This is a genomic window from Gottfriedia acidiceleris (assembly GCF_050457485.1).
Lineage (GTDB): Bacteria > Bacillota > Bacilli > Bacillales > Bacillaceae_G > Gottfriedia > Gottfriedia acidiceleris_D.
In genome coordinates, this window is record NZ_JBCMJM010000007.1 from 432,894 (window position 1) to 453,960 (window position 21,067).

General features: G+C 32.9%; 25 protein-coding genes. 20 read left to right on the forward strand and 5 right to left on the reverse strand.

Annotated features, from left to right (window positions below; translation table 11 throughout):
- Nucleotides 1-27: 27 nt before the first annotated feature.
- The 4 genes from ctaD (at nt 28) to ABEY15_RS08460 (ending at nt 3,402) form a co-directional block, all read left to right on the forward strand.
- On the forward strand, nt 28-1,884 hold the full coding sequence (gene ctaD, locus ABEY15_RS08445; RefSeq protein ID WP_098861887.1) for a cytochrome c oxidase subunit I: 1,857 nt from the start codon (nt 28-30) through the stop codon (nt 1,882-1,884).
- Entirely contained in the window at nt 1,884-2,507 is a 624-nt protein-coding gene (locus ABEY15_RS08450; RefSeq protein WP_088013072.1) for a cytochrome (ubi)quinol oxidase subunit III, read from the forward strand. Before ctaD ends, ABEY15_RS08450 begins: the two co-directional genes overlap by 1 nt.
- Before the next feature lie 4 nt (nt 2,508-2,511).
- Entirely contained in the window at nt 2,512-2,850 is a 339-nt protein-coding gene (gene ctaF / locus ABEY15_RS08455; protein WP_429889634.1) for a cytochrome c oxidase subunit IVB, read from the forward strand.
- A gap of 192 nt (nt 2,851-3,042) precedes the next feature.
- Nucleotides 3,043-3,402, forward strand: a complete 360-nt coding sequence (locus tag ABEY15_RS08460) for a hypothetical protein (protein ID WP_429889635.1) — start codon at nt 3,043-3,045, stop codon at nt 3,400-3,402.
- A gap of 198 nt (nt 3,403-3,600) precedes the next feature.
- Here the strand turns inward: ABEY15_RS08460 and ABEY15_RS08465 are convergent, their stop codons facing one another.
- Complete coding sequence (locus ABEY15_RS08465; protein WP_429889636.1) at nt 3,601-4,122, reverse strand: hypothetical protein; 522 nt, start codon at nt 4,120-4,122, stop codon at nt 3,601-3,603.
- 236 nt (nt 4,123-4,358) lie between these two features.
- Between ABEY15_RS08465 and ABEY15_RS08470 the strand changes: the two genes are divergently transcribed.
- Nucleotides 4,359-4,532: a hypothetical protein gene (locus ABEY15_RS08470; protein ID WP_176522509.1), complete on the forward strand. Its 174-nt coding sequence runs from the start codon at nt 4,359-4,361 to the stop codon at nt 4,530-4,532.
- A gap of 285 nt (nt 4,533-4,817) precedes the next feature.
- On the opposite strand, the gene ABEY15_RS08475 is transcribed toward ABEY15_RS08470, so the two are convergent.
- The gene (locus ABEY15_RS08475; protein WP_429889637.1) at nt 4,818-5,762 is read right to left on the reverse strand and encodes an EamA family transporter; all 945 of its coding nucleotides are present in this window, start codon (nt 5,760-5,762) and stop codon (nt 4,818-4,820) included.
- A 126-nt stretch (nt 5,763-5,888) separates the two neighbouring features.
- Between ABEY15_RS08475 and ABEY15_RS08480 the strand changes: the two genes are divergently transcribed.
- The 7 genes from ABEY15_RS08480 to ABEY15_RS08510 all read left to right on the forward strand — a co-directional run bounded on the left by ABEY15_RS08480 (nt 5,889) and on the right by ABEY15_RS08510 (nt 14,057).
- The gene (locus ABEY15_RS08480) at nt 5,889-6,782 is read left to right on the forward strand and encodes an AraC family transcriptional regulator (RefSeq protein ID WP_429889638.1); all 894 of its coding nucleotides are present in this window, start codon (nt 5,889-5,891) and stop codon (nt 6,780-6,782) included.
- A 184-nt stretch (nt 6,783-6,966) separates the two neighbouring features.
- A complete protein-coding gene (locus ABEY15_RS08485) occupies nt 6,967-8,655 on the forward strand; it encodes a sigma-54 interaction domain-containing protein (RefSeq protein WP_429889639.1) in 1,689 nt (562 codons plus the stop codon).
- 339 nt (nt 8,656-8,994) lie between these two features.
- Nucleotides 8,995-10,098 (forward strand): M24 family metallopeptidase, encoded by a 1,104-nt coding sequence (locus tag ABEY15_RS08490; RefSeq protein ID WP_429889640.1) that lies wholly within the window; start codon nt 8,995-8,997, stop codon nt 10,096-10,098.
- Nucleotides 10,095-11,159: a M24 family metallopeptidase gene (locus tag ABEY15_RS08495; protein ID WP_429889667.1), complete on the forward strand. Its 1,065-nt coding sequence runs from the start codon at nt 10,095-10,097 to the stop codon at nt 11,157-11,159. The genes ABEY15_RS08490 and ABEY15_RS08495 overlap by 4 nt, the downstream gene beginning before the upstream one ends.
- A gap of 70 nt (nt 11,160-11,229) precedes the next feature.
- The gene (eutH, locus tag ABEY15_RS08500; RefSeq protein WP_429889641.1) at nt 11,230-12,303 is read left to right on the forward strand and encodes an ethanolamine utilization protein EutH; all 1,074 of its coding nucleotides are present in this window, start codon (nt 11,230-11,232) and stop codon (nt 12,301-12,303) included.
- 378 nt (nt 12,304-12,681) lie between these two features.
- On the forward strand, nt 12,682-13,581 hold the full coding sequence (gene ctaG / locus ABEY15_RS08505) for a cytochrome c oxidase assembly factor CtaG (RefSeq protein ID WP_429889642.1): 900 nt from the start codon (nt 12,682-12,684) through the stop codon (nt 13,579-13,581).
- 11 nt (nt 13,582-13,592) lie between these two features.
- A complete protein-coding gene (locus ABEY15_RS08510) occupies nt 13,593-14,057 on the forward strand; it encodes a DUF420 domain-containing protein (RefSeq protein ID WP_098427073.1) in 465 nt (154 codons plus the stop codon).
- A 60-nt stretch (nt 14,058-14,117) separates the two neighbouring features.
- Here ABEY15_RS08510 and ABEY15_RS08515 read toward each other — a convergent pair whose 3' ends face one another.
- Nucleotides 14,118-14,489 carry a YugN family protein gene (locus ABEY15_RS08515; protein ID WP_069035575.1) on the reverse strand — a complete coding sequence of 124 codons (372 nt, stop codon included), beginning with the start codon at nt 14,487-14,489 and terminating at the stop codon, nt 14,118-14,120.
- 176 nt (nt 14,490-14,665) lie between these two features.
- On the opposite strand from ABEY15_RS08515, the gene ABEY15_RS08520 reads away from it, so the two are divergent.
- The 5 genes from ABEY15_RS08520 to ABEY15_RS08540 all read left to right on the forward strand — a co-directional run bounded on the left by ABEY15_RS08520 (nt 14,666) and on the right by ABEY15_RS08540 (nt 17,696).
- Nucleotides 14,666-15,709 carry a CAP domain-containing protein gene (locus ABEY15_RS08520; RefSeq protein ID WP_429889643.1) on the forward strand — a complete coding sequence of 348 codons (1,044 nt, stop codon included), beginning with the start codon at nt 14,666-14,668 and terminating at the stop codon, nt 15,707-15,709.
- Nucleotides 15,710-15,824: 115 nt separating this feature from the next.
- On the forward strand, nt 15,825-16,238 hold the full coding sequence (locus tag ABEY15_RS08525; protein WP_429889644.1) for a YlbD family protein: 414 nt from the start codon (nt 15,825-15,827) through the stop codon (nt 16,236-16,238).
- Nucleotides 16,239-16,249: 11 nt separating this feature from the next.
- On the forward strand, nt 16,250-16,531 hold the full coding sequence (locus ABEY15_RS08530) for a YlbE-like family protein (protein WP_097975645.1): 282 nt from the start codon (nt 16,250-16,252) through the stop codon (nt 16,529-16,531).
- A 75-nt stretch (nt 16,532-16,606) separates the two neighbouring features.
- A complete protein-coding gene (locus ABEY15_RS08535; RefSeq protein WP_429889645.1) occupies nt 16,607-17,179 on the forward strand; it encodes a histidine phosphatase family protein in 573 nt (190 codons plus the stop codon).
- Between the two features lie 61 nt (nt 17,180-17,240).
- A complete protein-coding gene (locus ABEY15_RS08540; RefSeq protein WP_056468453.1) occupies nt 17,241-17,696 on the forward strand; it encodes a YlbF family regulator in 456 nt (151 codons plus the stop codon).
- Between the two features lie 54 nt (nt 17,697-17,750).
- Here ABEY15_RS08540 and ABEY15_RS08545 read toward each other — a convergent pair whose 3' ends face one another.
- Nucleotides 17,751-18,068 carry a hypothetical protein gene (locus ABEY15_RS08545; RefSeq protein ID WP_429889646.1) on the reverse strand — a complete coding sequence of 106 codons (318 nt, stop codon included), beginning with the start codon at nt 18,066-18,068 and terminating at the stop codon, nt 17,751-17,753.
- Between the two features lie 100 nt (nt 18,069-18,168).
- Between ABEY15_RS08545 and ABEY15_RS08550 the strand changes: the two genes are divergently transcribed.
- Entirely contained in the window at nt 18,169-18,441 is a 273-nt protein-coding gene (locus ABEY15_RS08550; protein WP_056468449.1) for a YlbG family protein, read from the forward strand.
- A gap of 171 nt (nt 18,442-18,612) precedes the next feature.
- On the opposite strand, the gene ABEY15_RS08555 is transcribed toward ABEY15_RS08550, so the two are convergent.
- Entirely contained in the window at nt 18,613-19,002 is a 390-nt protein-coding gene (locus tag ABEY15_RS08555; RefSeq protein WP_429889647.1) for a DUF7147 family protein, read from the reverse strand.
- 369 nt (nt 19,003-19,371) lie between these two features.
- Here ABEY15_RS08555 and rsmD point away from each other — a divergent pair, with 369 nt between their 5' ends.
- Entirely contained in the window at nt 19,372-19,929 is a 558-nt protein-coding gene (rsmD, locus tag ABEY15_RS08560) for a 16S rRNA (guanine(966)-N(2))-methyltransferase RsmD (protein ID WP_091022079.1), read from the forward strand.
- 17 nt (nt 19,930-19,946) lie between these two features.
- On the forward strand, nt 19,947-20,438 hold the full coding sequence (coaD, locus tag ABEY15_RS08565; protein WP_056468441.1) for a pantetheine-phosphate adenylyltransferase: 492 nt from the start codon (nt 19,947-19,949) through the stop codon (nt 20,436-20,438).
- Nucleotides 20,439-21,067: the final 629 nt, after the last annotated feature.

The window sequence follows — 21,067 nt, forward strand, 5'->3', positions numbered from 1 at the left end:
TGGATATGAAGCAAAGGGGGTAATACTGTGAGTTCTGTAGCGAAAAAGAAACCACTATTGTGGGACTACTTAACGACAGTCGACCATAAGAAAATTGCCATCCTGTATTTAATTGCAGGCGGATTCTTTTTCTTAGTTGGTGGGATGGAAGCGTTATTTATTCGTATACAATTAATTAAGCCAGACAACACATTTTTAGTTGGAGATGCTTATAACCAAGTATTAACAATGCATGGTACAACAATGATTTTCTTAGCGGCGATGCCGATGATCTTTGCATTTTTTAACGCGGTAGTACCTTTACAAATTGGTGCTCGTGACGTAGCTTTCCCGTTTTTAAATTCTTTAGGTTTCTGGTTATTCTTCGTTGGTGGAGTTTTCTTAAACCTAAGTTGGTTCTTAGGTGGAGCGCCTGACGCAGGTTGGACTTCATATGCGACACTAGCTCTACACAGTAAATCACATGGTGTAGACTTCTACTTATTAGGTCTACAAATTTCAGGTATAGGTACATTAGCAGGTGGTATTAACTTCCTAGCAACGATTATTAACATGCGTGCTCCAGGGTTAACATACATGCGTATGCCACTATTTACTTGGACAGTTTTTGTAACATCAGCACTTATTTTATTTGCGTTCCCGGCATTAACAATCGGGTTAGCGTTATTAATGTTTGACCGCCTATTTGGAACTGCATTCTTTGATGCATCATTAGGTGGAAACTCAATGATCTTCGAACATTTATTCTGGATTTTCGGACATCCAGAGGTTTACATTCTTATATTACCGGCATTTGGTATCTTCTCTGATATCATTCCAGCATTCTCTAAGAAACGTTTATTCGGTTACTCTTCAATGGTATTCGCGACAGTTTTAATTGGTTTCTTAGGATTCATGGTATGGGCTCACCATATGTTTACAGACGGTCTTGGTGCAGTAGCAAATGCAATTTTCGCTGTTGCAACTATGGCGATTGCAGTTCCTACAGGGGTTAAAATCTTTAACTGGTTATTAACAATGTGGGGCGGACAAATTCGTTTTACAACACCAATGCTTTGGTCAGTTGCTTTTATTCCATCATTCGTTCTAGGTGGGGTAACTGGTATTATGAACGCTGCAGCTCCTGCTGACTATCAATTCCATGATAGTTATTTCGTAGTAGCTCACTTCCACTACGTAATCGTAGGTGGGGTAGTATTTGGTCTATTTGCAGGTGCACATTACTGGTGGCCAAAAATGTTTGGTAAAATCTTAAATGAAACATTAGGTAAAATTACATTCTTTTTATTCTTTATTGGTTTCCATTTAACATTCTTTATTCAACATTTCTTAGGTTTAATGGGTATGCCTCGTCGTTACTTTACATATTTACCTGGACAAGGCTTAGATACTGGAAACATGATCAGCTCAATCGGAGCAATGTTCATGGGTCTAGCTACAATCGTTATGTTAATCAATGTAGTTTATACAGCAATAAAAGGTAAGAAAGCTGCTGGAGATGCATGGGGTGTAGGTCGTACACTTGAGTGGGCAATTCCTTCTCCTGCACCAGAATATAACTTTGCTCAAATTCCATATGTACGTGGATTAGACGCTCTATGGGTAGAAAAAATGGAAGGAGACGGCAAAATGACACCTGCTGAACCACTAGGTGATATTCATATGCCAAACTCATCTATTTTACCGTTTGTTATGTCTGTGGGCTTATTTATTGCAGCATTTGGGGCATTGTATAATGACCAACTTAAAAACCACACTGCAGTTGGTGTATTAATTCTTGGCTTAGTTATTACATTCGGTTCAATGTTCTTACGTTCTTGGATTGATGATCATGGATTCCATATCCATAAAGAAGACATAGCTGATGAGGGGGTTGAGGCATAATGGAAATGAATCAAAAATTTACAGCTGAAACGTTTCCTCATAACCCTGAAAAAGCTACAGAAGAAGGTAAAAATAAGTTCTTAGCATTCTGGCTATTTCTTGGTGGAGAAACTGTATTATTCGCATCATTATTTGGTACTTTCTTAGCATTAAGAAACTCTACTGCTGGTGGAGCAAGTGCTGCAGAAATGTTCGAACCAAAATTAGTATTCATTGCTACAATGTTACTTTTAACATCATCTCTTACAAGTGTTTACGCTATGTATCACATGAAAAACTTTGAACACAAAAAGATGATGCTATGGTTAGGAATTACAGTTTTATTAGGTCTAGGATTTTTATTATTAGAAATTTACGAATTTAGACACTATATGCACGAATATCATTTTACAATTAAGAGTAGTGCATTTGGTTCTTCATTCTATACATTAGTAGGTACTCATGGTGCCCACGTATTTGTTGGTTTACTATGGATCACTACTTTAATGCTTCGAAATGGTGGAAGAGGTTTAAATTTATACAACGCTCCGAAGTTTTATGTTGCAAGTTTATACTGGCACTTCATTGACGTAGTATGGATTTTCATCTTTACAGTAGTATACTTAATGGGAATGGTGGGATAAGAAAATGGGTACAAATACAAACTCTCATCAAAGAAATCAAGTTGAAATAAAGTATCACAGACGTAAACATGCAGAAGAAATGAAGCAACAATTAATTTCATTTGCATTAATGATCGTTTTAACACTTGCATCATTCGCAGCAGTATTATACAAAGATAAAATGGATCCATACTTTACAGTACCATTTATTTTATTACTTGCTGTAGTACAACTAGTGTTCCAACTTTATTACTTCATGCACATGAAAAATAAAGGTCACAGCACTCAAGCATTCTTCCTATACTCAGGACTTACAGTTGCTGTAATTACACTATTAACATTCTTAACATTAATTTGGTTATGATGTAAAAAGGAAGTGAATTTAATTCACTTCCTTTTTTTATATTCGTTTTATGTATGTTGTTGATATTTTGTGGGACTTACTTGCATTGTAGTTTAATAAGAAACATTACATTGTAGAACATAAAAAATATTTTTCTTTTATATCAAACTCCTTACATTAACGTAAAAATTACAATAAGGTGGAATGATTTGTTTGAAAACATTTGAAGCGCTAGAGTGGCTTAAAAGTAATAATAATCAATCAGCATTTGCGACTAATAGATTCGGTGAAACAATTAATGCTATTAATTTTGTTGAGAAACTTTATGAACTAGGTGCAGGAAAAGTGAGTGTTGTGGGTATATTAGATGAAAAAGAACGTATTGAGGATGAAGGTGGACCTTATGCTGAATCCTTGATAGTTGAATTACCTGAAGATGAAGAAAAACGGAATGATATTATAAAGTTTTATGAAAAAGAGATGGAAGAACAAGGGATTGGCGAAGGAGAAGGAATTTTAGAATGGAATGAAAGTAAATTAGATAATGGCATACTTGGTTTTGGTTGGTATTGATACAATGCCAACTTTAGATATTTATAATGACTAATGCATTTAGTTAGATAGAATAGAAAAAAAGGCTAATTACGAAAGAGCCTTTTTTGAATTTGCAACCATTATGAAATACCTTAGAAATGTATTGTATAATTTTTTTTGTAAATTTGCACTTAATAACCACAATTGAAGATTTTTAATGTTGCCATAATGGAGAACTTATTTAGATTGAGAAATTACATAATGAAAGTACTTTTGTGGTGTACCATAACGCTTGAGTTCTTGAATTAATTCTTCATCAGCTTGAGTAATAGTTCTTTTTTCTACTCCATTACCATCTTGGATTGATACAGGAATTAAACTTTCATCTTGATAATCAAAGTTAATGATTTTTCCTAGACCTTCTCCTGTAATGCTTAACGTAACTCCTTCATTTACCATAGCATAACCAACTATGTCATACATTTTCTTAAACATTTCCTCTATCTCAGCTAATGTAACAAATTCTTCTTCGCCATCATTAAATACGGTATCCTTATCAAATTTTACCCAAATACCAATAGCTTCTTTTTCTGGTGATCTATTTAAATCATCATAATCAATTTTCGTTATCGTTCCAGAATGATAAATAGGTTCTTCCTCATTAATACAATATATGTCACTTCTTTTAATAATTTCTACGCGATCGCCTTCACTTACTGTTAAGTCTCTTTTTGTACCAAACCTATTGTAGTAAATCAATCATATTTCCTCCTAGTAAAATTCTTTAGACTTATAAATTATCCCCTAAATTACTAAAGAAATACTATATTTTCATTGATGTTCTCTTTGGGGTTAATCAAGGATTCAATTCAACTATGGACATTTTTATTGGTATAAGAAAGTTCAGTGGAAGAAAACTATAAAGCCGACATAATTTTAGACTGAGTACTAATTCGGTTATGGTTGAACAGTAAAATGGAAGGGATGATTCAACGATGGATATGGAAATTCCTAAAGATGAAGATATTGAAATGGAAGAAAAAGTTGAGCTTACTGGTAGTATTGATAAATTAACAGAGCATGTAATTTGGGGTGCACAAGGTTTCATGGATATTCCTGATCAAGGTAAAACGTACAGGAAAAGATATTTAGGAAACAGATATCAATAACTCAAGAAATCGTTGACCGTGAAATGACGTGTAAGTTACAAAGACAGGCAAGGAAAAAATTAATCTTGTATTTAAGGTGATTTTTTGATTGGTAAAATTGATTTTTTTTATACCCTGTATTATTTCCATTTTAACAAAGAGATATATGAATAAATTTTGATACATAACAAGCGCATGCGTTATTGAAGTTCATTTTAATCTGTAAGCAATTAACGCAATACTTTAATTCAAAATTTAGGAGCTGATTGGTTAATCAGCTCCTATTTCACATTTCAAAAAAGCAATTCAACTAACTCTAAGCGGTTCTTTATTATTAGGAGGTTGGCTAGTGTTTGAGGAAAACTCTTTATTCAAAGCCAATAATAATATCATTCCAATGATACAAGCTGTACCAAGCCATTGGAAAAAACTAAAAGGTTCTTTTAACCAAAAGATTGTAGTTAAGACGGCAGCTAGTGGTTCGATACTTCCTAGCAGACTTGATTCTTTAGCTGGAAGGCTTTGTAAACTTTCTATATAGAACCAAAATGCGATCATTGTACCGAAAATAATAATGAAGACTAAATATAAAATCGCTTCAAGCGTTAAGTTTTTAAAGTCCATTTGCCAAGGAGGATGGATAAAACTTAATACAAAGCCTCCGATAATCATAGCCCATCCGACAATGACAAGTGAGTCGTATTGCTTGAGTAATGGTACGGCAAATAAAGTATAAAATGCTAAAGCTACTCCAGATAATACACCCCAAGCGATTGCAAGTGCTGGCACAGATAATTGCGAGATTGAGCCGTTTGTTAATAAGAAAAAACTTCCAATTAATGCTAGAGAAACAGTTAACAAATCTCTTCGTGTTAGAGCGGTTTGTTTACGGATAATTAAATATAGGATAATCATTACAGGTGCTAAATACTGTAATAGTGTTGCTACAGCAGCGTTTCCATGTTCAATAGAAGCCATATATGTGTATTGAACCGCTAGCATCCCCAATACACCAAAGATAACTAGTTGAATTGCGATTCTTCCAGTTTTCCAAACCCCAAGGATCTGAGAACGGTCTTTTTTTAAATATTGAATGGCTAAGAGTAATAAGCCAGCTATAAGCAAACGGGTAGTTACCAGCCAATCTACATCAATTTGATACTGTTGAAAAAGTTTTTTTGCGACTGTACCACCAATCCCCCAAAATACTGCCCCTGTGATAACAAGAACTATTCCCTTTCGTCTATTCATGATTTTAGTCCCCACCTTCAAATATAAAAATAGTGTTATAATATGTTAAATGATAAGTGGAAAAACGCTAAAATAATACATAAATCGAATGGGAAAATGTAAGGATATTGAGGTGGTTGTGGGGATATGCAAATTAAAAATTTTATGGTTGACCAAAGTTTGAAAGAATTAACTAAACATCATACTGTTGTTTTGCCAATTGCATGTTACGAAACAACGATTAAGCAAAACATAAATAGTTATATACCACTTCATTGGCATGATGAATTTCAGTTTGTTCACGTTGTTAAAGGAGAAGCAATTTTTCAAATAAATGAAGAAAATATTATTGTTCAAGAAGGGGAAGGGCTTTTTATAAATAGTGGCTGCCTGCATATGGCAAAAGATCGGAACGATTCAGATTGTACCTATATTTGTTTAAATGTTTCTCCAAGTTTCGTTTTGTCTCAAGAACTTTATACAACCTTTGTAAAGCCTTATTATCAGGCGACTAATATCCCCTTTTTATTCTTAGATCCAAAGGAGCTATGGGCCAATAGCATTTTAAGCTATATTTTGAAAATCAATGAGATAATCAAACAAAACTCACCATTCTATGAAATCGACGTCAGTTTACATCTCACATTAATTTGGAAGAATTTAATTATGAACGGGATTGAATTAGAGTATGAACAGTCGGTAGTGGTAAAGAGTAACCGAATAAAGCAAATGGTAAATTGGATCCACCTACATTATCCTGAGAAAATACTATTAGACGACATTGCAAGAGCGGGTCAATTAAGCCGTTCTGAGTGTTGTCGATATTTCAATCGTATTTTAAAAACAACTCCTTTAAACTATGTAACAGATTATCGAATACAAAAAAGTTTAATATTACTTCAGCAACCTGATTCCAATGTCACTGATGTTGCCTATCAAGTTGGATTTAACAGTACTAGCTACTTTATTGATAAATTTCGAAAGTCGATGAACTTGACACCATTAGCTTACAAAAAACAAAAAATTCCAGAACTCCTGTGAAGTAATACATACAAGCATCTTTCAGTTGAAGAATATAAGTTGCTTAACTGTAGCTTTTGTTTTTAAGTAAATAAGAAGATTGTGTAATATGAAGTGTTAGAATTCACAAGATAATAATCATGATATAAACTCGACGTAATGATAGAGTAATATGAAAAAGATACAAATAGGTGGTGGTATTATTATGAAACATCTTCTTCCTAGAATAGAAGATTTGTTGCAAACAAATTATTCTTTGCACTCTGATATGGATATTAATAATGAAGCAGCGTATATATTTAAACCGCATTACAGTGAAGTCTGGATGTTAACGATAAATGAGTATCTACATTTTAAGAGCAGGAATATAAAAGAATATTATTGGAAAAAAGCGGGCGTTTTCAGTGAAAAAGCTGTGATTCAAGACGTGATTCAAGAAGTGCAAACATCAGATGTTGTAGTCATCACAGATGGAGAAGGAAAAATTAAAGGCTATATCAATTCTGCTGTTTTAGTTTCTAAAGTGTTTGAATCTTATCAATATTTAGAGGCCTATTTTCGAACGATGATTGATACAATGGATGGTTCGGTCTCGATTGTAGATGAAGCTGGAAAAACAGTTGTTTGGACTCAAGGTGCTGAAAGGATTTTTTCAATTCCTAAAGAAGAAATTATTGGGAATAAAATGGAGGAGTTTTTTCCAAAGGATATGTTATTAAATAAAGTTACAATGGATACAGGTCAATCCTTTCGTCATAAGCATCATAAACCACGTGAGGATCTCTTTGTCATGATTAATAGCAGTCCAATCTTCATCAATGATCGAATTGTGGGGGCAGTTGCGGCTGAAACCGACATTACGAGTCAAGTTATAATGAATCAAGAACTTATGAATGCTTCCTCCAAAATTCTTCAATTGCAGAAGGAGGTTTCAAGACTGCAATTGTCGCACGACTCTTTTCAACAAATTAAAGGTTCGAGTCAATTGATGAAAGAAACAGTTTCGTTATCGAGGAAAATGTCTGAAACGAGTGCGAATATTTTATTACTTGGTGAAACAGGGGTTGGGAAAGAAGTTTTTGCAAAAGCTATACATTTTTATCGTGGATCATCTTCTCCATTTATTGCTGTAAACTGTGGTGCGATTACACCATCATTGTTTGAGAGTGAATTTTTTGGCTATGAAAAAGGAGCATTTTCTGGTGCAGATGTAAAAGGTAAAAAAGGAAAACTAGAGTTGGCGCACGGAGGAACACTTTTTCTGGATGAAATTGGTGACTTACCGTTGGATATGCAAGTGAAGTTACTTAGAGTTTTGCAAGATAAAACGTATTACCGCGTTGGTGGTACAAAGCTGCTAACAGCTCAATGCCGTATCATTGCTGCTACAAATAAGGATTTAGAAGCAATGGTTGAAGCTAATACTTTTCGAGAAGACCTTTTTTATCGTCTTAACATTTTATCTATTACGATTCCCCCGTTGAGAGAACGAAAAGAAGACGTAATGGAGCTCCTTCATCAATTTATCTATGAGTTTTCATTACTATATCATCGAACCATTAAAATTGTTGACCCTCAGGTTACTTCCGCCTTATTACAATATAATTGGCCTGGAAATGTGAGAGAGATGAGAAATGTTATTGAACGATTAGTATTACTGTCAGTAGAAGGAACTATCTCTTTAGGAGCTTTACCGCCAAAGTTGATACAATCTACATTGTTATCGACTGGATATGATGATTCCTTGCAAGATGATCTAAATGATTTTGAAAAAAATAAAATCATTGAAGCCATTCAAACAGAGAAAGGCAACAAGCAAGCAGCAGCAAAAAAACTAGGAATATCTCGAGCTACTTTATACAATAAAATGAAAAAATTAAAGATTGATCTTTAAAAACAAAAAGTCTTTTCGACTAAATTAGTCCAGACGAGCGTAAAACACTCCTGGGCTGATTTAGAATCTAGAAATCAAATGTTTAAGCAGTTATCTCTCATTATTTCTCCTCAACCCGTAAGTATCAACTTTTATATAAAAATACTACTCATGTCATATTCCACGGTTCTGTCAAACCACTTCCGTCTAAACATTTAGACACTTTACACTAAACAGTGTCAAAATATTTTTACACTATTTCCTATACAATCCTCTAAATAAAAAGATTTTAAAAATGGCACAGAACTTGCATAAATAATTCATGTCTAATTTAAATCATATATTAAAGGGGAAATGATCATGAATTATCGAATGCAAGAATTACAAACATTTTTACAAAAACAAAGTATTCCAGGTGGCTTGGTCACATCACGCCAAAATATTTTTTATTTATCGAATTTTGATTACAATCCGCACGAACGATTTGTAGGTATTTTTGTCTTCCCAAATGATGAACCCATTTTTATTACACCAGCAATGGAAGTTCAAATGATAAAGGAAGCAGGCTGGAAACATCCAATCCTTAGTTACACTGATTCCGATTACCCGTGGGCACTCGTTGCTCACTTGATTGAAAGCAAAAACAAAATGAATCAATTTGCGGTTGAGAAGCATGATATCTCCTATTATTACATTGAAAGACTGCAACAGATCTTTGGCGAAGTAGAGTTTGCATCACTAGATTCGATACTTACTGAAATGCGACTAGTAAAAGATGCTGATGAAATTGAAATATTACGTGAAGCCGCTGCATTTGCTGATTACGGAGTACAAGTGGGAATTGAAGCATTAAAAGAAGGAATCACAGAACTTGAAGTATTAGGGAAAATTGAATTTGAATTAAAGAAAAAAGGGATTAAAGAAATGTCATTCTCTCCTATTGTTTTATTTGGCCAAAATGCAAGTAACCCACATGGAGCTTCAAGTGACAATAAGTTAAAAAAAGGAGATACTGCGCTATTTGATTTAGGTGTGAAATATAAGGGATATTGCTCTGATATCACAAGAACAGTCATGTATGGTAATCCTGGTAGCGAACTCGTTAAAATCTACAATACAGTTTTACAGGCCAATCTTGCAGGGGTAGAAGCATCTCAACCTGGAACAAGAATTGGTGATGTTGATCTCTCAGGAAGACGCGTCATTCAAGCAGCTGGCTATGATGATTTTTTTCCACATCGAATCGGTCATGGTCTAGGTATTGAAATTCATGAGGCACCTTCTATAAATGAAGTTAATGAAAGCTTACTAAAATCAGGAATGGTCATCACTATTGAACCTGGTATTTATCTTAATAGTCTCGGTGGTGTTCGTATTGAAGACGATGTTGCGATTACCGATAATGGGTATGAAGTATTAACGAAGTTTCCAAAAGAGTTAATGATTGTAGGAGTTGAGAGATAATGAACAGAATCGAAAAAATACAGAAACAGCTTTTAAATAACAATGTCGATGCAATATTAATAACAAAGAGTGAAAATCGCAGATATACAACAGGTTTTACAGGTTCAGCAGGTATGGTGCTAATTTCAAAAAATGCTGCTACCTTTTTCACTGACTTCCGCTATGCTGAACAGGCTCAAAATGAAGTGAAAAACGCTAAGATTATCGTCCATAACGGTAATATTGAAAAAGAAGTTGCCAATGAAATCGACTATCAAGGTCTTAAAAAGGTGGCTGTTGAGGCAAATTCTATGACATTAAAAACGTTCGCAACGCTACAAGAGTATGGAGATGTACAATGGATCCAATTGGAAAATATCGTTGAAAAGGTTAGAGAAATCAAAGAGTCGTTAGAAATAGAATTAATGAGAACGGCAGCTACAATCGCAGATAAAGCGTTTGAATATATTTTAAATGTCATTAAACCAGGGATTACGGAATTAGAAATACGTGATGAGCTGGAATTCTACATGCGTAAACAAGGTGCAACCTCATCTTCTTTTAATACCATTATTGCTTCTGGGAAAAGGGCTGCTCTACCGCATGGAGTGGCTTCCGAAAAATTGATCGAGCATGGAGACATGGTTACCCTTGATTTTGGGGCATTGTATAATGGCTATTGCTCTGATATTACGAGAACAATCGCTGTTGGGAGCTGTTCGGAAGAGTTCCGTAAAATTTATCACATCGTACTAGAAGCTCTAAAACGCGGAACAGAAGGGATTCGATCTGGTGAAAAAGCGAAAACGATTGACGATTTAACGAGAGAGTATATTACAGAAAAAGGCTTCGGAAATCAATTCGGACATTCAACCGGTCATGGGTTAGGCATGGAAGTTCACGAACCAATCCGACTTTCTGATAAAAGTGTAGAAATTATTCAAACTGGTATGGTTGTTACCGTCGAACCAGGAATTTATATTCCAGGATGGGGTGGCTGCCGAATTGAAGACGATATTGTCGTAACAGAGAGTGGTTATGAAATTATTACCCATTCTCCTAAACACTTAATAATCTTATAAATAATATTGAACAGGTCATCGAAGGAATTTTATAAAGATGACCTTTATTTTGAATGGGGGCATTTTCGATATGAATGAAATCATCTTATATATCATGACAGGATTTATGGTCCTAGGTGCAATCGATTATCTGATTGGTAATCGGTATGGAGTCGGACAAAAATTTAAGGAAGCCTTCCAATCTATGGGACCACTTGCCCTTTCAATGGTTGGCATGATCTCACTATCACCTGTATTAGCAAAATGGTTAACACCGATTGTATCCCCTGTCTACCAATTCCTTGGAGCAGATCCATCGATGTTTTCATCCACGTTTTTAGCTCTTGATATGGGTGGTTACTCATTAGCAAATGAAATGGCTCAATCAAGTGATGCTGCTTTTTTTTCTTGGGTGTTTTTAGGAACAATGATGGGGCCAACCATTGTTTTTACCATTCCAGTTGCTTTAAGCATCGTTCATAAAAATGATCACCCCTTTTTTGCTAAAGGTATTTTAATTGGGCTAATGACTATTCCATTTGGATGTTTAGCGGGAGGATTTGTTGCAGGATTTGGCTTTATATGGATGCTGAAAAATTTAGTTCCCTCTATTCTGATTTCTGTCTTGATTGGCATTGGGATGCTATCTGCTCAATCGGTGATGATTCGTGGTTTTAAATGGTTTGGAAAAGGAATTGAAATCGTTATTATCATTGGTCTTGTCTCGATTATCATTAAAACATTAACAGGTATTACTATTATTCCAGGTATGATGCCGCTTTCGGAAGGCTTTATAACTGTTGGAAAAATAACGATCATACTTGCCGGTGCGTTTCCTTTTGTTTTTGTGCTAGTAAAAGTATTACAGAAGCCTTTTGCATTACTCGGAAATAAGCTAGGTATGAATCAACAAGCATTAGGTGGATTCATTGCCTCCTTCGCCCACCACATTCCTATGTTTGCGACAATGCATCAGATGGATGACCGTGGGAAAGTAATAAATACCGCATTTGCCGTAAGCGGCGCATTTGTTTTTGGCAGTCACTTAGGATTTGTAGCGGGTGTGGAAAAGAATTTTGTCATTCCACTGATTGTCGGTAAACTGACCGCTGGGTTTTTAGCTGCTGCATTGGCTTTGCTAGTATCAAAACGTGGAGCAAAATGAATTATTAATAATAGAAATGTAGATTGGAATATAAAGGCTTGCCTCTTTTGGGAAAAGCAGGATGCCGTAAGACCTCACAGAAAGTGTACACCCTAGATTTCATTCACTATAAATACCCATCATTTAAAAATGAATAACGTTTTCAAATCGTATTTTAATTTGAATAAACCGTTATTACTGTTATATAATTTAGTAGTATAATAGTTTGGATAATTTCATTAAATATTATATGATAGAAGTAATGTTTAAATTTTTTTTGATTTTGTGAAGTTTTTGTTTATAGTTCTAAATCTACACAATATTTACATAGTTCAATATTAATTTAAACATTAGGTAAAAATAATAAGTGTGAATAGAATAATTAAAGGGTGTGCATTCATGATTAGCTTAGGGATGTTCGGGTTTAAAGCACTTTGGAGTCCATATTTATTTGTGTTTTTAGTTTTAGTCATTTTAGGTTATTTTTACATAATTAATAAATTTAAAGATAAAAACCATGTTACTGAGACTAAACAAAAGGTGTATTTCGTAATTGGAATTTTGTTAGTTTACACCGCACAAGGCAGTCCAATCGATTTAATCGGTCATATAATTTTTAGTGCACATATGACTGAAATGGCAGTATTATACTTAGTTGCACCGATCTTTCTTATTAATGGGATTCCAAATTGGTTATGGAGAAACATACTTAAACCAAAATTCGTTAATTCGTTTTTTACTTTTGCTACAAAACCATTAATTGCTTTACTTATTTTTAATGTAGTATTTTCGATTTACCATTATCCATTAGTATTTGATACTGTAAAAACGAATAATGTCTATCATTTCTTTTTTACAAATATATTATTTTTCATGGCAGTATTTATGTGGTTTCCTGTTATTAATAACTTACCTGAGAGACAAACACTTTCTGATATCCAAAAAATTGGTTATATGTTTGGAAATGGTATTTTATTAACACCAGCGTGTGCACTTATTATTTTTGCAGGACATCCATTTTACGCGACTTATAATGATCCAGTATTATGGAGTAAAGCGATGGAACTTTGCGTATCACCAGATTTATTAAAATCTCTAAATATTTCAGGTCCAGAAGTATTTAACTTTATGTCAGCTAGGGAAGATCAGCAGGTTGGCGGAGTTATCATGAAAATTATCCAGGAAATAGTTTATGGATCTGTTATTGGTTATAATTTTTTCAAATGGGCTAAAAGAGAACAAAATGGAAATAAAATTGATCCAATCAGTAGTAATCCGTTATTGCTTAAAAAATCGTAGGGGTGGAAATTTTGAATTCGTTACCAATTTTACCAACAATAAGTACAAGCTTTATTGTAATTAGTGCCATATTAGTTGCAATCGGCTGGTCTCTTATTGCAAAAAGAAATATAGAGGGACATAAGAAAGTTATGTTCTTTGCTGGAGTCTTTGCACTCTCGTTTTTCATTGTATATGCAACGAGAACAATCTTTATCGGAAATACTTCTTTTGGGGGACCAAAAAGTTTAAAGCTGTATTATCATATATTTTTATTTTTCCATATATTCTTAGCTACAACTGGCGGAGTATTTGGTCTAGTATCGATTATTTCAGGATTTAAAAACAAATTAAAACTACACAAAAAAATTGGACCGATTACTAGTATTATTTGGTTTTTTACTGCAATTACAGGTGTATTCGTTTATTGTCTATTATACGTTTTCTACAAAGGTGGAGACACTACTTCAGTTATTAAAGCTGTTTTAGGATTTTAAGTAAAAAATAAAAGAGTGAGTAAAAGAAGTTGTACTTCTTTTACTCACTCTTTTTAATAATTATAGAATAATGAACTTGCTTACTAGAGAAATTTGCTCTTCAGCTTTTTTAAGTAATTCTTTACTTTTATCAACGATACTTTCAGGGAAGTTTTCGCCTTCTCCGTACTCTACACCGTGAGGATAATAGTATTTACCTAAAAGTGGAGTAAGTAATTGGATTTTACCTTTACTTGACTCTACATGTCCTTCTACTGCGAAACCTTGAACGCGTAAGTAGTAGATTTCATTACGTTGTTCAAATTTATAATCGTAAGTTACTCTTTCGTAATCCCATTGACCAGCAAGGACAAAGCCTAATTCTTCCATGATTTCAGTTAATAAATTTACATTTAATACATGGTTTTCTAAATTTGTATTCTCAAATTTCATGTTATTACCCCCTAAATTACTTAGAAAAAATCCCTATTAATATAATATTATCTATGACAATAATTAGCAATGAAAAGCTGATAAATGTATTTTAACTAATTTATATATTTTTTTGAATAATTTGGCTACAATGGATATATAAACATAGAGTTAACAATTGGGAAGGGAAGATCTAAATGGAAAAGCTTATAAAACTTTTCTTTTTTACAATAAGTTTTATAACAGTTTTTATGTTCAGTCCACTTATTAAAGATTGGATCACCAACATTTCATCATTTAAACAATATCAGAAAGTAGAAGAAGTGAATATGCCAATGATCGAAAATGCAAGTACTGAAAAAGTTACATACTCCGTTTCTCAGTATATTGGTAAAAGTGAACAAGAAATTTTAAAAACCTTTGGTAAACCGTCAAGAAAAGTTCCTTCTCAATATGACTACGATTGGCTTGTTTATGATAAGGATGCTACTAAGTATACTCAATTTGGTGTACTTAATGGCAAAGTTGTAACCATTTTTGTTGCTGGTAATAAAGTTGATATAACCCCATTTGTGATGGGGAGCCACTATGAAGAAACAATGGATAATGTAGCATTACATGATAAAGTCTCTTTTTCGATTTTAAGTAATCAATACACATTTAAATTATCGACAACCGATTTACACGAACGTCCACTTGTTTCATTAAATAATTGTTTTGCTCAACTTTATTTTGACCGTTTTACTGGAAGTTTATTAGGTGTTCGATATTTATCTCCAGAAACTTTAGTTAAGCAAAAACCGTACGAGCTAATTTATAGTGGAAATTTAATAAATGCAAAGAAATTAAATACATTGCAAGAAGCAATTATTGATCGTGAAGAAGAGAGACAGATATTTAACTTAACGAATGTTTATCGTAAAAGAATGAATTTAAGTACTTTAACTTGGAATGCTGATGCTGCCAAAGTAGCTTTAGGACATAGTAAAGATATGGTTCAAAATAAATATTTTGATCACTATTCTAATTTATATGGTAGTCTAGCTGATCGTTTAAATGATGCAAATGTTCCATACAGAATTGCTGGCGAAAATATTTCTGCTAATTATGTAGATGGTATAGCATCTGTATATGGATGGATTAATAGTAAAGGTCATCGTGTAAATATGTATAAAAAAGAATATTCCACACTTGGAGTTGGAGCCTTTAATAAATATTACACCCAAAATTTTATAAAATAATAGCGAAATCAAGCAAAAGCGAAAGTTTGTGCTTGATTTTTTTATTTCCATACAAGCACAAAATTATTCGAAAGACATAATTTTGTAGTAAATGCTTTTAATTGGAGTGATATGAATGGGAAATGAAAATAATCGTCCATCTATCGAACAATTTAGGCAATTCGTTATGGAACACCCAAAACTTCGTGAGGAAGTAAAAACGGGTAAAAAAACATGGCAACAATATTTTGAAGATTGGTATTACAAAGGTGAAGACCATGAAATGTGGGATGAATATAGAAATGACAATAATACAAGGTCTCAAAAGAAAACTGCCAAAACGGAACAATCAGAAGAAGGATATGTTGGAAAAGTCATTTCTTTTGTAAAAAATTTAGATCCAGATCAAATTCAAGGTCATTTAACAAGTGTAAACTCCACTTTAACTAATATTCAACAGCTCATTTCACAATTTAAATCTCCAGCTGCTTCAACTAATCAAAGAGAAGAAAAGCCAGCGTCACAACAATTTAATTTTAGACAGGATTGAGGAGATCTAAAGTGAGAAAAGATGTATTAGAATTTCTTCAGAGTGAGGAAGATTATTTGAAGTTTTTAAGACAACAACCAAAATGGTATCGTAAACTTTCAAGAAATCCTGAGCTTACTGATGAGTTTAGACTGGCATCCCTTGAGTTTTTTGGTAAAACTATTCCACAACGAGTTGATAAATTGTCAAATCAAGTTCAAATGGCATCATTTATGATTGACATGTTCCATGTATTAAAGGATCAACAAAGTACTAGTAGTGAATCCTCTGATACTGAATCAAAAGAAGATTAAAAAAGGATAATAATTCAATCTGTCATAGCTTTTTGCTACAATAAAGAAAGCAAGTTTTAAAAAGGAGTAGTAGTTATGACAGAAATTTGTTTAGTAAGACATGGACAAACTGATTGGAATTTTAATAATATAATTCAAGGAAGAGAAGATATTCCTTTAAATACGGTAGGTAAACAACAGGCGAATGATAGTGCATTGTTTTTAAGTGATCAAAAGTGGGATCGGGTTATTACAAGTCCTTTAGTTAGGGCGAAACAAACTGCACAGGCAATTGCAGAGTTTTCTAAAATTGATGAGATTATAGAGGATGAACGTTTTCTTGAAAGAGAATTTGGTGAAGCTAGTGGAAAACCTATTTCCGATGTTCATGAAAACATTTATAATAATAATGTAGAAGGAATGGAAACAAATGAAGAATTAATTGATCGAGCTTTTAGTGCATTAAAAGACATTGCCCAAAATTATGAAGGTAAACGAATTGTAATTGTTGCACATTCTCATACGATTAAGGCTATTTTACATGCAATTGATCCTGAGAAAGTTAATTTTAGGACAAAATTAAAAAATGCTTGTGCAAATTTTATTGAATTTAAAGATGGTAAATGGAAGATAAATGAATTTAATATTTCTGATCACATAAAAGCTTAGGACAAGTTCTTTTATTTACGGAATTAAATGTGATATAGTTTATTCTTGGAGGTGTAAGGAAATGTATGCAACAATGGAAACCTTGCAACTTATAACAGTCTCAGAAGAACTTGCTTCAATGATCGTGCAATCGGATGTTGCAGATCAGTATCGAACTTCATATATTGCACTAAATAATGATAAAACTGCGCAAGAAATTATTAGCCGTTTTATGAAGACGAAGGATTTATATGAGGATGTTCAAAGATTTGGAAAATATCATCCAGATTATAAAGAAATTCGTAAAAAAATGAGTGAAGTTAAAAGAGAACTTCAATTAAACGATACAATCGCTGCTTTTAAGCAAGCGGAAGATCAGGTCCAATTACTTTTAGATGAGACTAGCTATTTAATTGCTCAAGCTGTTTCGCCTTCTGTAAAAGTTCCAGCGGGTAATCCATTCTTCGTAAATACAGGTGGAGGATGTAGTACTGGTGGATGTGGTACAGGTGGAAAGTGTGGATGTAAAACGAGGTAATAAATTATATTGAAAGGCTCATTATTTAATAATGAGTCTTTTTTTTAATAAAATTCATTTTCTGAACCTAGTACAGTTAGCGCAATTATTTCCACAACAAAACATTTTTTTATTCGGAACGTAAAATCGATGTTTAAATACGAAGTTATTATTTTCTTTACGAATAAATTCAACTCGGTAAATTAGTTTAAACTGTTCAGTAATGGTTCTAGCGCAATCAATCAGTAGTTTTTTGATCGCTTCTTCGGTCTGTTGATGGTCTGTCTGAATATATAGGAAATTGGCACCACAAATTTGTTTGTTTGAAAATTGATTAATTTGTTTATAATTTGAAATACAGTTTAAAAATTGCTCCCAAACATCATCTAACATAATTTTCAATCCTTTCTAAAAACTATTTATGAAAGTTTCATTGCAAAAGAAATTTGGGATATGATATTCTAGTTCTAACGGATTTTTAAAGGAGAAAGCTATGTTCGTGCAAAGACAAGGTATTATTATTTATTTACAATCATTAAAACAAGCAAAAATGTTACGTAAATTTGGAAATATTCACTTTGTCTCTAAACGTTTGAAATACGTAGTCCTATATTGCAATATGGATGATATAGATCGAACAATAGAGAGATTGAAAAAATTTCATTTTGTGAAACGAATTGAATTGTCATATAAACCTTTTATTAAGACTGAGTACGAAAATGCAAAACCAGACGAAGCAAAGGAATATGATTATCAAGTAGATTAAAAACGATTGAATGGATAATTAATTTAGAAGGGGTAACCTATCTGAATTAAAAACCGTTCAATCGTTTTTCTTGTGGTATGGTTGAGAGTTAGGGATAGGAAAAGCTCTCCCTAATATTCTTTTTACTTTATGAGAAAGATTAGAAAATAGTAAATCCTATTTCTAATCTAGTTATTTCATAGGAGGAATTAAGTGATTTAAGCGTAAAATTCCGATAATATATTGATGGAATAAATCGTTTTCATGAAATGAGCTTGAGTGTCTAATTTGTAATGTGATGATTTCTTTGTTTAAAGTTGTAGCTAATTCTTCAAACAACACTTCACGTTTTGTAACTGAATCTTCTTTTAATGTAATTCCTTCTCTACAATAATATATTGGTTGGAATTCGCCAATAGAAGTAGGGCTTAAGATAACAGCAAAAGAACAGCATTTTGAGCCTTTATTTTCAGATGTTAATTTAAGTAAAAATTTAACTCTATCTTTTTGCGATTTAGCAATTTCAAATAGTTCATATAAATCTGAGTATCCTTCTCCAATTTCAATCATGCGTTGAATCATGAGTGTTCCCCCTTAAAACGTAAATACTTTACGAGTATTTCAAACAAAGTATGGTAATAAATGCAACATTTATTCTACAGGATAAAAGCATAAAAAAAAACCCCGCATTTGCAGGGCCCCTCTTATTAAAGTGTAATCACTTAAAAGAAGGCAAAGGGAGAGGAGAAACCGGAGGAAGAACTTATGGGGAAACGTAAGTCTTCTCCGCGGTTGGCAACAACATCAACTGAGATGTTGTTAAAATTAATTATTTCCAAAGTGGATGATTTTATACATTAGTAGAAGAATATGGAAAGAAATGTTTTTCGTTTTAGTGAAATTATGATAGGATATTTTCGTAAATTGAAATATATAGTAGGTGTAAATTAAATGAGAGTAGTGTCAGGAAAAAATAAAGGATTAAGTTTAAAGGCAGTACCTGGTATGAGTACTAGACCGACAACCGATAAAGTAAAAGAAGCAATGTTTAATATAATTGGACCTTACTTTGAAGGTGGTATTGTATTAGATTTATTCGGTGGTAGTGGTGGACTATCAATTGAGGCATTAAGTAGAGGGATTGAAAAAGCGATTATTGTAGATCGTGAAATGAAGGCGATTAAGACGATTAAAGAAAACTTAGCAACTTGTAATCTAACTGATTGTGCTGAAGTATATCGAAATGACGCTGAGAGAGCTGTTAAAGCAATTATTAAAAGAGAGATCCAATTTGATTTAATTATTTTAGATCCTCCTTATAAAAAGCAACAAATCGTATCATTAATTGAAACTTTTGATGAAAAAAATCTACTTGCATCAGATGGGACAATATTAGTAGAACATGCTACAGATGTCGAATTACCAGAAAAAATAGGGAAATTTGTACGAACAAAAGCAGAAAAATATGGAATTTGTGGCGTATCAGTGTATCATATTTGTATGGAGTAATTTTTAGGGGGTACAAGATGAAACGTATTGCTGTTTGTCCTGGAAGTTTTGATCCAATTACTTTAGGACATTTAGATATTATTAAACGTGGAGCAAGAGTGTTTGATGAGGTAATTGTTGTCGTATTAAATAACTCAGCCAAAAATTCTTTATTTACTTTAGAAGAAAGAAAAGAATTAATTACGGAAGCTACGAGTGCAATTCCAAATGTACGCGTCGATTCATTTAGTGGTCTATTAATGGATTATGCGAAAAAAATTAACGCTTCTGCAATATTAAGAGGCCTAAGAGCAGTATCAGACTTTGAATATGAAATGCAAATTACAGCAATGAACAAAAAATTAGTAGATGAAATTGACACATTTTTTGTAATGACAAATAATCAATATTCATTCCTAAGTTCTTCAATCGTAAAAGAAGTCGCAAAATATGGTGGAAATGTAAAAGACTTAGTACCGGATTGTGTGAATAGCGCATTAACAGAAAAATTTTTGAAACCTCAAGTTTAATGTAAGCTTAAGTATTTATATATAATTTATTAATGAGTAGACAACATAAAAGAAACCTCAAGTTTGTTTAAAACTGAGGTTTCTTTTATTCTTGAAAATATAAAATAGTCAAACGTATATTAAGTAAACCTAATTGATTTTATAATTTATTTTTTGATGACCTAATAATGATTTTAAATGTTAATCTATGAACATCAACTAATAAAAATAAACTTTTGAACTTATTTTTAAAAAATTTTTTTAGCTCTTAAATATTATTTAATTTCTCAAGAATAAACAATTACTAGAGATTATTGATATATAGAAATTCTTTAATAGTTGACTGCAAACAGATTAACAAGCTTGTATGCTACTTTAAGTAAAAGGAAATTAAATTAGGTTTTGAATGTAAACTTTTTTTGATGAATAAGTTGATTGGAACGGAAGGCTGCTCGACTCCTATGGGATATGCGGGAAGGCTGAGACCCCACAGGAACGAACGTGACGAGGAGGCTCAGGTCTCGCCCCATGGAAAGCGAGCATCCTGTAGTGGAAATCAACCACACTAAACTCCTTTTACGAAAATTTGGTAATTAATTGACAAAATTGTATTTTAACAGCGTAAAAAAACTGAAATTATTTCAAGTTTT

Coding starts and splice junctions, on each gene's coding strand:
- ABEY15_RS08450 (WP_088013072.1), top strand. CDS start 1,884: ATGGAAATGAATCAAAAATTTACAGCTGAAACGTTTCCTCATAACCCT.
- ctaF (WP_429889634.1), top strand. CDS start 2,512: ATGGGTACAAATACAAACTCTCATCAAAGAAATCAAGTTGAAATAAAG.
- ABEY15_RS08470 (WP_176522509.1), top strand. CDS start 4,359: ATGGATATGGAAATTCCTAAAGATGAAGATATTGAAATGGAAGAAAAA.
- ABEY15_RS08475 (WP_429889637.1), bottom strand. CDS start 5,762: ATGAATAGACGAAAGGGAATAGTTCTTGTTATCACAGGGGCAGTATTT.
- ABEY15_RS08480 (WP_429889638.1), top strand. CDS start 5,889: ATGCAAATTAAAAATTTTATGGTTGACCAAAGTTTGAAAGAATTAACT.
- ABEY15_RS08485 (WP_429889639.1), top strand. CDS start 6,967: ATGAAACATCTTCTTCCTAGAATAGAAGATTTGTTGCAAACAAATTAT.
- ABEY15_RS08490 (WP_429889640.1), top strand. CDS start 8,995: ATGAATTATCGAATGCAAGAATTACAAACATTTTTACAAAAACAAAGT.
- eutH (WP_429889641.1), top strand. CDS start 11,230: ATGAATGAAATCATCTTATATATCATGACAGGATTTATGGTCCTAGGT.
- ctaG (WP_429889642.1), top strand. CDS start 12,682: ATGATTAGCTTAGGGATGTTCGGGTTTAAAGCACTTTGGAGTCCATAT.
- ABEY15_RS08515 (WP_069035575.1), bottom strand. CDS start 14,489: ATGAAATTTGAGAATACAAATTTAGAAAACCATGTATTAAATGTAAAT.
- ABEY15_RS08520 (WP_429889643.1), top strand. CDS start 14,666: ATGGAAAAGCTTATAAAACTTTTCTTTTTTACAATAAGTTTTATAACA.
- ABEY15_RS08525 (WP_429889644.1), top strand. CDS start 15,825: ATGGGAAATGAAAATAATCGTCCATCTATCGAACAATTTAGGCAATTC.
- ABEY15_RS08535 (WP_429889645.1), top strand. CDS start 16,607: ATGACAGAAATTTGTTTAGTAAGACATGGACAAACTGATTGGAATTTT.
- ABEY15_RS08540 (WP_056468453.1), top strand. CDS start 17,241: ATGTATGCAACAATGGAAACCTTGCAACTTATAACAGTCTCAGAAGAA.
- ABEY15_RS08545 (WP_429889646.1), bottom strand. CDS start 18,068: ATGTTAGATGATGTTTGGGAGCAATTTTTAAACTGTATTTCAAATTAT.
- ABEY15_RS08550 (WP_056468449.1), top strand. CDS start 18,169: ATGTTCGTGCAAAGACAAGGTATTATTATTTATTTACAATCATTAAAA.
- ABEY15_RS08555 (WP_429889647.1), bottom strand. CDS start 19,002: ATGATTCAACGCATGATTGAAATTGGAGAAGGATACTCAGATTTATAT.
- rsmD (WP_091022079.1), top strand. CDS start 19,372: ATGAGAGTAGTGTCAGGAAAAAATAAAGGATTAAGTTTAAAGGCAGTA.
- coaD (WP_056468441.1), top strand. CDS start 19,947: ATGAAACGTATTGCTGTTTGTCCTGGAAGTTTTGATCCAATTACTTTA.